Origin of the sequence: Xanthomonas sp. NCPPB 3583, from assembly GCF_041475715.2 — a bacterium.
Classification (GTDB): domain Bacteria; phylum Pseudomonadota; class Gammaproteobacteria; order Xanthomonadales; family Xanthomonadaceae; genus Xanthomonas; species Xanthomonas euvesicatoria.
In genome coordinates, this window is sequence record NZ_CM191263.1 from 3,059,505 (window position 1) to 3,071,610 (window position 12,106).

Below are 12,106 nucleotides of genomic sequence, written 5' to 3' on the forward strand. Positions count from 1 at the left end.
GGTCAGCCCTTCAACGTATCGACTTCGGCCACATTGATCGTGCGGCGCGTGCGGAACAGAGTCACCAGGATCGCAAGGCCGATTGCAGCCTCCGCAGCGGCAACCGTCAGAATGAAGAACACGAACAACTGACCGGCGGTATCGCCAAGCTCGCGCGAGAACGCGATGAAGTTGACGTTGACCGACAGCAACATCAACTCGATCGACATCAGCAGCACGATGACGTTCTTGCGGTTGAGGAAGATGCCGGCCAGCGAGATGCAGAACAGCACCGCGCCCAGTCCAAGCAGGTGGCCCAAGGTAATCAAGACTTCGCCTCCTGTCCGTCGGCCGCGTCGATTTGCGGCGCAACCTGTACCGGCTTTTCAACCGCCATTTTGACCATGCGCAGACGGTCGCCCGCCTTGACCCGGGACTGCTCGCCGGCATTCTGCAACTTAATGCCAGTGCGCTTACGAAGGGTCAGCATCACTGCAGCCACCACCGCCACCGTCAGGATCACCGCGGCAAATTCGAAAGGCAGCAGAAATTCGGTGTACAGGCTCTTGGCCAACCAGGTCAGGTTGGAACTGTCAGCCGCTTGCGCAGCTGCGTTGTCTGCCGGGAACGGCGTGGCGCTGCGCGCCTTGACACCGATCAACGTGACCATCTGCGCGAGCATGGCCACCGCCACGATGACGCCGAGCGGCATGTACTTGACCCATCCCTCGCGCAGGCGGCTGGTATCGATGTCCAGCATCATCACCACGAAGAGGAACAGCACCATCACCGCGCCGACATAGACCAGCACCAGCGTCACGCCGAGGAATTCAGCCCCGACCAACAGCCAGATGCATGCCATCGAGAAGAACGTGAGGATCAGGCACAACACGGCGTATACCGGGTTGCGCACGCTGATCACCGCACCGGCGGACACGACCGCGACGGCGGAGAAGGCGTAGAAAGCAAGAGTGACCCAGTCCATCATGACCTCAACGGAAGGCGGCATCGGCAGCGCGACGCTCGGCAATCTCGGTCTCTAACCGGTCTCCGATCGCCAGCAGCTGCGGCTTGTTGACAATGTTTTCGCCACGCTTCTCGAAATGGTACTCGAGGATGTGCGTTTCGACGATCGAGTCCACCGGGCAGCTTTCTTCGCAGAAGCCGCAGAAGATGCACTTGAACAGGTCGATGTCGTAGCGCGTGGTGCGGCGGGTGCCGTCTTCGCGCTTGGCCGAGTCGATGGTGATCGCCAACGCCGGGCAGACTGCTTCGCACAGCTTGCAGGCGATGCAACGCTCTTCGCCGTTGGGATAACGGCGCAGCGCATGCAGGCCACGAAAGCGCGGCGACTGCGGGAACTTCTCCATCGGATACAGCACGGTGTACTTGGGCTTGAACGTGTATTTCAACGTCAGCCACAAGCCGCCGAGCAGCTCGAGCAGCAGCAAGCTCTTGAAGTAATGGGTGATCTTGTTCATCAATTACACGCCCTTCTGGATCACGCCGTAAAACACCATCAACGCCGTCACTGCGATCCACACGATCGTGAGCGGAATGAAGACCTTCCAGCCCAGACGCATGATCTGGTCGTAGCGGTAACGCGGGAAGCTGGCGCGGAACCAGATATAGGCGCTGGCGAAGAAGAACACCTTCATCAGCAGCCACGGCCAGCCGCCTTTCCACAACCAGTCGATCCACGGCGAAACGTCCGCATTGACCCAGCCCTGGATCGGGCTCAACCAACCGCCGAGGAAGAAGATCGAGATCAGGAAGCTGACCAGGATCATGTTGGCGTATTCGGCCAGGAAGAACAGGGCGAACGCACCGCCGGAATATTCCACCATGTGACCGGCGACGATTTCCGATTCGCCTTCCACCACGTCGAACGGCGCGCGGTTGGTTTCGGCGACGCCAGAAACCCAGTACACGATGAACAACGGGAACAGCGGAATCAGGAACCAGTCAAAGAAACCGGAGTTGCCGGCCTGCGCGAACACGATCTGGCTCAGGTTGACGCTGCCGGAGGCGATCATCACACCGACCAGCGCAAAGCCCATCGCGATTTCGTAGCTGACCACCTGCGCGGCCGAACGCATCGCGCCCAGGAAGGCGTATTTCGAGTTCGATGCCCAGCCGGCCAGGATGATGCCGTACACGCCCAGCGAGGTCATCGCCAGCAGATACAGCAGGCCGACGTTGGCATTGGACAACACCAGCTTCGCATCGAATGGCACTACCGACCATGCGGCAAAGGCCGGCGCCAGTGTCAGCAGCGGTGCGATGACGAACATCGCCTTGTGCGAGCTGGTTGGCTGCACGATTTCCTTGAACAGGAGTTTGAAGACGTCGGCGAAGGCCTGGAAGATGCCCATACCCACATACATGGGCCCATGGCGCACGTGCATCCAGCCGATCAGCTTGCGCTCCCAGACCACGTAGAAGGCCACTGCCACGATCACCGGCACGGCGATCAGCAGGATCTTCAATACCGACCACAGCACCACGCCGCCATCGCCCAGCCCCAGGAACCACTGGTGCAACGGGTCGACCAGGTTCAACAACAATTCGTTCATGCAGCCACCACCGTTACACGACCGGCACCGAGCGGCGCGGTTGCGCCATGGCCGGATTCGATCCACACCGTGCCCGGTGCGACGCGCTTGTCCAGCACCACCGGCAACGTTGCCTTACCGGCATCGGTACCGACCTTGACCATCTGACCAGCCTGGACCTGCAACTGCGTCGCCTGCTCCGGATGCATCGCCACGCACGGCGCGATGTTGAGCGGATGCGACTGCAGCGCAGCGGCCCGACGCACCACCGCATCGGTGCGGTAAATCGCCGCAGTTGCAGCGACTTCCAGCCCGTTGCTGGCGGCCGCTGGCTGCGCCGACGCCGTTGGCGTCACGTTGCGGTTCTGCATGCCGGCGCGCAGGCCGATCAGGTCGATGAATTCGAAACCGGGCAGACCCAGTTCACCGCCAAGTGCACGCAGCACGCGCCAGCCCTCGCGCGCTTCGACCGGTAGGCGGCCAGCAGCACGTGCAGTCTGCACGCGGCCATCGAGATTGGTCAGCGATGCATCGATTTCCGGCAACGCACCGATCGGCAGAATCACATCGGCCACATCGCGCGTCGACGCACAGGCGAACTGGCTGAAGGCAACCACCTTGGCGCCTGCCAGCGCGCTGCGTGCAGCGGCGGCGTCGGCAAAATCCAGGCCTGGCTCGATGCCGTACAGCACGTACGCCTGACGCGGCTGGGCCAGCATGCCGGCGACATCGCGCGCGGTCGGCAGCACGCCCTGCGCCACCAGACCCACGGCATTGGCGCCTTGCGGGATGCGGCACAATGCTGCGCCGGTTGCGGCAGCAAAGTCGCGTGCGGCGGCACGCAACGCGGCAGCCAGCGGATGATTTTCGGCCAACGCGCCGACCACGATCACGGCGCGGCTTGCAGCCTTGACCGCATCGCGCAGGGTCGCATCGCTCAGTGCACCCGCCAACTGCGACGGCGCCACCACGGTGCGGCTGGCCTGGGTGAAGGCGAAATCGAAGTCGACCGGGTTGACCGAGTGAATCTGCGTACGATTCTGGATATGCGCCTTGCGCAGACGCGCATGCAGCAACGGCAGCTCATGCCGCACATTGGTGCCGAACAACACCACCACGTCAGCCTGTTCGATCTCCGCCAGCGGCGTGGCGAACGCTTCGGCTACCGCAGCGTCGGAGAAATCACGGTTGAGCAAACGGTGGTCCAGGTTGCCGCTGCCCAGACCTTCGGCCAGACGCGCGAGCAATGCGCCTTCTTCGTTGGACGTGGACGGATGCACCAACACGCCGAGCTGATCGCCGGCGTTTTCGCGCAGGATCTGCGTGGCGGCGGCTAGACCTTCGGTCCAGCTCACTTCAGTCCACTGCCCGTTGACCTTCTTCAGCGGCTTGACCGCACGGTCTTCGGCATACAGGCCCTGATGCGAATAACGGTCGCGGTCGGAGAGCCAGCATTCGTTGACTGCCTCGTTCTCACGCGGCACGGTGCGCAGCACTTCGCCACGACGCACATGCAGGAACAGGTTCGAGCCCATCGCATCGTGGTAACCCAGCGATTCGCGCGCCATCAGTTCCCACGGACGCGCGCGGAACTGGAACACCTTGTTGGTCAGCGCGCCCACCGGGCAGACGTCGATGACGTTGCCGGAAATCTCGGTGGTCAGCGGCTTGCCGTCGTAGGTGCCGATCTGCAGGTTTTCGCCGCGATACATGCCGCCCAGCTCGTAAGTGCCGGCGATATCAGCGGTGAAACGCACGCAACGGGTGCACTGGATGCAGCGGGTCATCTCGGTGGCGACCAGCGGACCGATGTCCTCGTCCGGCACTACCCGCTTGCGCTCGTTGAACCGGCTGACCGAACGGCCGTAACCGAGCGAAACGTCCTGCAGTTCGCACTCGCCGCCCTGATCGCAGATCGGGCAGTCCAGCGGGTGGTTGATCAGCAGGAATTCCATCACGCTGCGCTGGTACTTCAAAGCCTTTTCGCTACGCGTGGTGACCTTCATGCCGTCCATCACCGGCGTGGCGCAGGCAGGCGACGGCTTGGGCGACTTTTCGACATCGACCAGGCACATGCGGCAGTTGGCCGCGATCGGCAGCTTCTCGTGGTAGCAGAAGCGCGGAATCGGGATGCCGGCCTTGTCGGCCGCCTGGATGATCATCGAGCCCTTCGGCACGACCAGACTCTGGCCGTCGATCTCGACGGTCACATGGTCCGGTGGCACGTTCGGGTTCACTGGTTGGGCGCTCATGCAGCCACTCCGACTTGCGTATCGACGATCGAACGACCGTTGACGATGTAGTACTCGAACTCGTCCCAGAACTGGCGCAGGAAGCCTTGAATCGGCCATGCCGCCGCTTCGCCGAACGCACAGATGGTATGGCCTTCGATCTGACCAGCCACGGTGCGCAGCTGATGCAGGTCTTCCATCGTGGCCTTGCCGGCGACGATGCGCTCCAGCACGCGGTGCATCCAACCGGTGCCCTCGCGGCACGGGGTGCACTGGCCGCAGGATTCCTTATGGAAGAACTGCGAGATGCGGCAGGCGAAACGTACGCAGCAAACGCTGTCATCCAGCACCACAATGGCACCCGAACCCAGGCCGGTGCCGAGCGCACGCAAGGTGTCGTAGTCCATCTGCAGGCCGGCCACCTGGTCGGCCTTCAGCACCGGCATCGACACGCCACCGGGCACCACACCCTTGAGCTTGCGACCCGGGCGCAGCCCGCCGGCCATTTCCAGCAGTTCGTCGAAGGTGGTGCCGAGCGGCACCTCGAAATTGCCGCCCTTCTGCACGCAACCGGACACCGAGAAGATCTTCGGGCCGCCGTTCTTGGTCTTGCTCAAACCGAGGAACCACTCCGGGCCGTTGCGAATGATCGCCGGCACCGACGCATAGGTCTCGGTGTTGTTGATGGTGGTCGGCTTGCCGTACAGGCCGAAATTCGCGGGGAACGGCGGCTTGTAGCGCGGCTGGCCCTTCTTGCCTTCCAGCGATTCCATCAATGCGGTTTCTTCGCCACAGATGTACGCGCCAGCGCCCAGCGCACCGTAGATGTCGATATCCACACCGCTGCCGAGAATGTTCTTGCCTAACCAACCGTTGGCGTAGGCATCGGCCAGCGCCAGCTCGAAGTTTTCGAACGGCTCGTGGTGGAATTCGCCACGCAGGTAGTTGTAGCCCACCGTCGAGCCGGTGGCGTAGCAGGCGATCGCCATGCCCTCCACCACCGAATGCGGGTTGTAGCGCAGGATGTCGCGGTCTTTGCAGGTGCCCGGCTCGGATTCGTCCGAATTGCACAGGATGTACTTCTGCATCGTGCCCTTGGGCATGAACGACCATTTCAACCCGGTCGGAAAGCCCGCACCACCACGGCCGCGCAGGTTCGACGCCTTGACCATTTCGATGACATCGGCCGGCGGGATCTTCTCTTCGAGGATCTTGCGCAGCGCGGCGTAGCCACCGGTTTTCAGATAGCTCTCATACGACCACGGAGTGTCGTAGTGCAGGGTCGTGTAGACGACCTGATGCGGCTGCGGCGCCGGACCGACCGGGCCTGAGGGTGCGTGATGATGTGCCATGTCTTACTCCAGCCCGTCCAGCAGCGCGTCGACCTTTTCTTTCGTCAGATGCTCGTGATAGTGGCCATTGATGACCATCATCGGCGCCGCGGAGCAGGCAGCCAGGCACTCTTCTTCGCGCTTGAGGTAGACGCGACCATCGGCCGTCGACTGCCCCAGCTTGCAACCCAGCTTCTTTTCCGCGTGGGCCAGCAGATCCTCGGCGCCATTGAGCCAGCAGCTGATATTGGTGCAGAACGCCACGTTATGGCGGCCGACGCGCTCGGTCTCGAACATCGAGTAGAAGCTGGCGACCTCATAAGCCCATACCGGCGGCAGCTCCAGGTACTTGGCTACGCCCACGATCAATTCGTCGGTCAGCCAGCCCTGGTTCTGCTCCTGCGCGGCGTGCAGACCCTGCAGCACCGCCGAACGCTTGCGGTCCGGCGGGAACTTGGTCAGCCAGTGATCGATGTGGGCGCGCGTCTTGTCGCTCAGCACCACCTGCGGATCGACGTCGCGCGCCGCTTCGAAATTACCCGTCGCCTTCATCGGTCAACCTCACCGAAAACTAAATCGTAAGTACCGATCATCGCCACGACGTCGGCCAACAAATAGCCACGCACCACCGCGTCCATCGACGACAGATGCGCAAAACCCGGCGCGCGCAGATGCACGCGGAACGGCTTGTTGGCGCCGTCGGACATCAAGTAGCAACCGAACTCGCCCTTGGGTGCTTCCACCGCGCTATAGGTTTCGCCGGCCGGCACGCAATAGCCTTCACTGAACAGCTTGAAGTGATGGATCAGTGCTTCCATGTCGTCCTTCATGCCTTCGCGGCTGGGCGGAGCGACCTTGAAATTGGTGACCATGACCGGGCCTGGGTTGGCCTTCAGCCACTTCACGCACTGTTTGATGATGCGGTTGGATTCGCGCATCTCGGCCACGCGCACCAGGTAGCGGTCATAGCAGTCGCCGTTGGTGCCGACGGGGATATCGAAATCCACCGCGTCGTACTTGGCGTAGGGCTGCTTCTTGCGCAGATCCCACTCGATGCCCGAGCCACGCAACATCGGACCGGTCATGCCCCAGGCGCGTGCCAGATCCGGGCTGATGATGCCGACGTCGACGGTACGCTGCTTCCAGATGCGGTTATCGGTCAGCAGGGTCTCGTACTCGTCCACGCGTGCCGGGAAGGTATTGGTGAACTCCTCGAGGAAGTCCAGCATGGTGCCTTCGCGACCGGCATTGCGCTTCTTCAGCGCCCCGCCCTTGTGCCAACGCGACTCCTTGTACTGCGGCATGCGATCGGGTAGATCGCGGTAGACGCCGCCGGGACGGTAGTAGGCCGCGTGCATGCGCGCGCCACTGACCGCCTCGTAGACGTCCATCAGTTCTTCGCGCTCGCGGAATGCATACAGCATCACCGCCATCGCACCCAGATCGAGCGCATTGGAACCGACCCACATCAGGTGGTTCTTGATGCGGGTGATCTCGTCGAACATGGTGCGGATGTACTGCGCACGCTCGGGTGCTTCGATCCCCATCAGGGATTCGATCGCGCGCACATAGGCGTGCTCGTTGCACATCATCGAGACGTAATCCAGACGATCCATGTACGGAACCGACTGGTTGAACGGCTTGGACTCGGCCAGCTTCTCGGTGCCACGGTGCAGCAGGCCGATATGCGGATCGGCACGCACCACGGTCTCGCCATCCATTTCCAGGATCAGGCGCAACACGCCGTGCGCCGCAGGATGCTGCGGGCCGAAGTTCATCGTGTAATTGCGGATTTCCTGCTTGCTTTCGACAGGATTGCTCGCGAAGGCATCGGTTGCCTGGCGGAACTCACTCACTTGGCAGTCTCCGACTTGCCCACTTCACCAGCGGCAGTCTCATAACGGGCATCGTCGCGAATGACGCGCGGCACGCCGACGCGCGGCTCGACCGAGGTCACCGGCTCGTATACAACGCGCTTGCGCTCCTCGTCGTAACGCACTTCGACGTTGCCGATCAGCGGAAAGTCCTTGCGGAACGGGTGGCCGACGAATCCGTAGTCGGTCAGGATGCGGCGAAGGTCCGGGTGCCCATCGAACACGATGCCGAACAGGTCGAACGCCTCGCGCTCGAACCAGTTCACGCCCGGCCAGATATCGGTCAACGACGCCACCACCGGCACCTGCTCGTCCGGTGCGTAGCAACGCACGCGCAGACGCTGGTTGTGCTGGTAGGAAATCAGCTGTGCGACCACCGCAAAACGTTGCTTGGGCAGCTGCTGCGGCTGCGCGCCGGAAGAGCTTTCCTGGCTGGGGAATTCGCCCCAGGCGAAACGGCCGACGGCCTTGCCTTCGACGCCGCGACTGAAGCCCTGCGACGACACGTCGGCGGTATCCCACTCGTCGCTGCCGTAGCCCAGGTAATCGACGCCACACAGGTCGCTGAGCTGTTCGAAACCGAGCTCGTCACGCAGTGCAAGACAGGTGGCGTGCCAATCGGCGGCCGCGACTTCCAGCGTCACTTCGCCGCGCGGCAATGCCACGGCAATCTGCGCACCGGCGAAACGTGCCGCAAGTCGGTCAGTGAAGGAGGATGCTTGCTCTGCCATGGGGGCTTGGCTGCTCTCGGTAGAAGAAGACGGGTGTCAGCGCGCGATCGTCTGGGTACGCCAGATCTTCTTCTGCAGCTGCAAGATGCCGTAGACCAGCGCCTCGGCGGTCGGCGGGCAGCCCGGGACGTAGATGTCCACCGGCACGATGCGGTCGCAACCGCGCACCACCGAATACGAATAGTGATAGTAGCCGCCGCCGTTGGCGCAGCTGCCCATCGAGATGACCCACTTCGGATCGGGCATCTGGTCGTAGACCTTGCGCAGCGCCGGGGCCATCTTGTTGACCAGGGTACCGGCCACGATCATCACGTCGGACTGGCGCGGCGACGGGCGGAACACCACGCCGTAGCGGTCCAGATCCAGGCGCGAGGCGCCCGCATGCATCATCTCGACCGCACAGCAGGCCAGACCGAAGGTCATCGGCCACATCGAGCCGGTGCGCGCCCAGTTCAGCAGCGCATCGACGCTGGTGGTCACGTAGCCCTTTTCGAGCAACGGGTTTTCGCCTTCCGGGCGCAGGATGTCTTCCACCCGGCCTTCCGGCATCGGGTTGGTCATCAGACTATCCAGGGTCTGAATCACTCCCATTCCAGCGCTCCCTTCTTCCACACGTAGATAAAGCCGAGGAACAACATGCCGACGAACAGCCCCATGGTGACCAGCGAACGGGCGCCGATCTCCATGAACACCTGCGTCCACGGCACGATGAAGATGATTTCCAGATCGAACACGATGAACTGGATCGCGATCAGGTAGTAGCGCACATCGAACTTCATGCGCGCGTCTTCGAAGGCTTCGAAGCCGCACTCGTAAGGCGAGAGCTTGCGCGGGTCCGGGCTACGCGGACCGAGGAATCGACCGACCAACATCAGCACGATGCCGATACCGGTGGCGACGATCAGAAACAGCAGACTCGGCAAATATTCGGCCAGCACAGCGATTCTCTCTTGCCTCTGCCCGCACGCGCCGCGTGCCGGCATGGGGTATAGGCAGACCCCGCGCGCGACAAGCGATGCGCAGGAACTGCAGCCAAACAATGGTGCCCAAGAGGGGACTCGAACCCCTACGACCTAAGTCGCTACCACCTCAAGGTAGTGCGTCTACCAATTCCGCCACCTGGGCATACGTTGCGCCGCTGGGCATCCCAGTGCGCAGCGTATTGTAACCGGCTTCAGCGTTTTTGTGCTGGTTCTGAAGCGTTTTCTTCGCTTGCTGCAGGCGCCGGCTGCGCCGGTGCGGACTGCGCAGGCGCCACTGCCGGGGCGGCGGCCGGAGCCGGCTGCGACGGAGCGGTCGGCACCGCACCTGCGGCCGGGGCCTGCGGCAACGGCTGGGTGAGCTCGCCGGCGGCGGCCGGAGCCGGGGTTGCCGACTGCGACATCACACCCAGGTTCTGATCCGTAGGACGTGCGCCGTGCGTGGCGTACCACGCCATGAACAGGCTGATGCTGAAGAACACCACCGCCAGCCACTTGGTCGACTTGGACAGGAAGTTCGACGCACCCTGCGAACCGAACACGGTGCCGGACGCGCCGGCGCCGAAGCCGGAGCCGGCCGCCGCACCTGCGCCACGCTGCATCAGGATCAGCGCAATCATCGCCAGGGCGACCAGCACGTAGACCACATTGAGGATCAACATCAGCATTTCGAAATCCGTCCCCGGACAAAACTTAATGGGTTAGCACGCGGCCGCCGCGCGTGCGATGGCCAGGAAATCTTCGGCGACCAGTGACGCGCCTCCGACCAGCCCGCCATCGACGTCAGGCTGCGCGAACAGCTCGCCGGCGTTGTCGGGCTTGACACTGCCCCCGTACAGGATGGGCAACGAATCGGCGATTCTAGCATCCGCCTTCGCGACTTCGCCACGCAGGAAGGCGTGTACGGCCTGCGCCTGCTCCGGGGTCGCAGTGCGGCCGGTGCCAATGGCCCAGATCGGTTCGTAGGCCAGCACCGCGCCTGCGAAACCGGCGCTGCCGACCAGCGCCAGGACCGGGTCGAGCTGGGCACGTAGGATTGCCTCGGTCTGACCGGCTTCACGCTGTTCCAGCGATTCGCCCACGCACAGCACTGGAATCAGTCCAGCATGGATGGCGGCGGCAAACTTGCGTGCCACCAGCTCGCTGCTCTCATGGTGATACTGGCGGCGCTCGGAGTGGCCGACCAGCCCGTAGCCGGCACCGACATCGACCAGCATGGAGGCCGAGACCTCGCCGGTGTAGGCGCCCTTCTCATTACTACTGACGTCCTGGGCTCCGAACGACAGGTGATGGGCCTCGAAATCCTCGATCAGGTCGCCGAGGTAAGGCAGTGGCGGCAGGATGACGACTTCGACACCCTCCAGGGGCATGTGCGCGGCCACCTTGGCCACCAGTTCGGTGGCGAAGGCGCGGCTGCCATGCAGCTTCCAATTTCCGGCAACGATCTTTCGACGCATCAGGCGCAGGTTCCTGAGTTGAAGACAGGCGACAGAATAGCCCAAGGGCTGGCAGCAACCGGCACACTTCTGTCCGCCAGATGTCCTTCCCCTCCCCTTACAGGAACCTGCCATGTCCGTTTCGCCTGTCTTCGCCTTGATCACCGGCGCCTCCAGCGGCATTGGCCGCGAGATTGCGCGCGCATACGCCAGGCGCGGCGTGCCGTTGATCCTGACCGCACGACGGGTGGACCGGCTGCAGGCATTGGCCGAGGAATTGCGCAGCACGGTTCGGGTGGAAGTGCTGCCGGCCGATCTGGCCGACCCTGCCGCGGCCGAGGCGCTGGCAACGCAGATCCAGCGCAACGGCTGGACCGTGGGCACACTGGTCAACAACGCCGGTTACGGCGTGCCGGGCCGCTACCTGCATCACGACTGGGCCACGCATGCGCGCTTCCTGCAGGTGATGGTGGGCGCGGTGTGCGAACTGACCTGGCGACTGCTGCCGATGATCCGTGCCAGCGGCCAGGGCCGCATTCTCAACGTGGCCTCGTTCGCCGCACTGACGCCCAGCGCCGATGGGCAGACCCTGTATGCGGCCAGCAAGAGCTTCATGCTGCGCTTCAGCGAATCGCTGGCGCTGGAAAACGCCGATTGCGCGGTCAAGGTCTGCGCGCTGTGTCCGGGCTTTGCCTGGTCCGAATTCCACGACGTGACCGGCACCCGCGAGGCGATGTCCACCCTGCCCGCCTGGGCCTGGCTGCAGGCCGATGCAGTGGCCGAATATGGAATCGCCGCACTGGAGCGAGGCCAGGTGCTGGCGGTACCGGGCTGGCGCTATCGGCTGGTCAACGCAGCACTGCGGCTGTTGCCGCATGCGTTTGCCCTACGCCTGATGGCGCGCGGCTCGCATCGGGTGCGGCCGCTGGAATGATGCATCGGCAGGCTGCGTGTGCGGGCCATATCGCCTGTGCTCGGCAGCGCTTCGT

General features: G+C 63.3%; 14 protein-coding genes and 1 tRNA gene. 1 reads left to right on the forward strand and 14 read right to left on the reverse strand.

Translation table 11 applies throughout. The annotated features are described in order from the left end of the window. Positions 1-2 precede the first annotated feature (2 nt). From nuoK to tpiA, 14 genes are all read right to left on the reverse strand, one after another. On the reverse strand, positions 3-308 hold the full coding sequence (nuoK, locus tag ACCQ07_RS13390; protein ID WP_005914274.1) for an NADH-quinone oxidoreductase subunit NuoK: 306 nt from the start codon (positions 306-308) through the stop codon (positions 3-5). After that, positions 305-967, reverse strand: coding sequence for an NADH-quinone oxidoreductase subunit J (locus ACCQ07_RS13395; RefSeq protein ID WP_008570973.1), 663 nt, complete (start codon positions 965-967; stop codon positions 305-307). The genes nuoK and ACCQ07_RS13395 overlap by 4 nt, the downstream gene beginning before the upstream one ends. Before the next feature lie 4 nt (positions 968-971). Further along, entirely contained in the window at positions 972-1,460 is a 489-nt protein-coding gene (gene nuoI, locus ACCQ07_RS13400; RefSeq protein ID WP_003485557.1) for an NADH-quinone oxidoreductase subunit NuoI, read from the reverse strand. Positions 1,461-1,463: 3 nt separating this feature from the next. After that, complete coding sequence (gene nuoH / locus ACCQ07_RS13405) at positions 1,464-2,555, reverse strand: NADH-quinone oxidoreductase subunit NuoH (protein WP_008570972.1); 1,092 nt, start codon at positions 2,553-2,555, stop codon at positions 1,464-1,466. Continuing rightward, positions 2,552-4,786: an NADH-quinone oxidoreductase subunit NuoG gene (gene nuoG, locus ACCQ07_RS13410; protein WP_071118440.1), complete on the reverse strand. Its 2,235-nt coding sequence runs from the start codon at positions 4,784-4,786 to the stop codon at positions 2,552-2,554. Before nuoG ends, nuoH begins: the two co-directional genes overlap by 4 nt. Further along, entirely contained in the window at positions 4,783-6,117 is a 1,335-nt protein-coding gene (gene nuoF, locus ACCQ07_RS13415) for an NADH-quinone oxidoreductase subunit NuoF (RefSeq protein ID WP_003485551.1), read from the reverse strand. The genes nuoG and nuoF overlap by 4 nt, the downstream gene beginning before the upstream one ends. Before the next feature lie 3 nt (positions 6,118-6,120). Continuing rightward, complete coding sequence (gene nuoE, locus ACCQ07_RS13420) at positions 6,121-6,648, reverse strand: NADH-quinone oxidoreductase subunit NuoE (RefSeq protein ID WP_003485548.1); 528 nt, start codon at positions 6,646-6,648, stop codon at positions 6,121-6,123. Then, on the reverse strand, positions 6,645-7,952 hold the full coding sequence (locus tag ACCQ07_RS13425; protein WP_008570969.1) for an NADH-quinone oxidoreductase subunit D: 1,308 nt from the start codon (positions 7,950-7,952) through the stop codon (positions 6,645-6,647). Before ACCQ07_RS13425 ends, nuoE begins: the two co-directional genes overlap by 4 nt. After that, entirely contained in the window at positions 7,949-8,701 is a 753-nt protein-coding gene (locus ACCQ07_RS13430) for an NADH-quinone oxidoreductase subunit C (RefSeq protein WP_008570968.1), read from the reverse strand. The genes ACCQ07_RS13425 and ACCQ07_RS13430 overlap by 4 nt, the downstream gene beginning before the upstream one ends. Positions 8,702-8,737: 36 nt before the next feature. After that, positions 8,738-9,292, reverse strand: a complete 555-nt coding sequence (locus ACCQ07_RS13435; RefSeq protein WP_005914280.1) for a NuoB/complex I 20 kDa subunit family protein — start codon at positions 9,290-9,292, stop codon at positions 8,738-8,740. Next, a complete protein-coding gene (locus ACCQ07_RS13440) occupies positions 9,283-9,639 on the reverse strand; it encodes an NADH-quinone oxidoreductase subunit A (RefSeq protein ID WP_003485539.1) in 357 nt (118 codons plus the stop codon). Before ACCQ07_RS13440 ends, ACCQ07_RS13435 begins: the two co-directional genes overlap by 10 nt. Positions 9,640-9,741: 102 nt before the next feature. Beyond that, positions 9,742-9,826 (reverse strand) — tRNA-Leu (locus ACCQ07_RS13445). Positions 9,827-9,875: 49 nt separating this feature from the next. Continuing rightward, positions 9,876-10,349 (reverse strand): preprotein translocase subunit SecG, encoded by a 474-nt coding sequence (secG, locus tag ACCQ07_RS13450; protein ID WP_014090525.1) that lies wholly within the window; start codon positions 10,347-10,349, stop codon positions 9,876-9,878. Positions 10,350-10,382: 33 nt separating this feature from the next. Further along, a complete protein-coding gene (gene tpiA, locus ACCQ07_RS13455; protein WP_008570966.1) occupies positions 10,383-11,138 on the reverse strand; it encodes a triose-phosphate isomerase in 756 nt (251 codons plus the stop codon). 112 nt (positions 11,139-11,250) lie between these two features. Between tpiA and ACCQ07_RS13460 the strand changes: the two genes are divergently transcribed. Further along, entirely contained in the window at positions 11,251-12,051 is an 801-nt protein-coding gene (locus ACCQ07_RS13460) for an SDR family NAD(P)-dependent oxidoreductase (protein ID WP_008570965.1), read from the forward strand. Positions 12,052-12,106 lie beyond the last annotated feature (55 nt).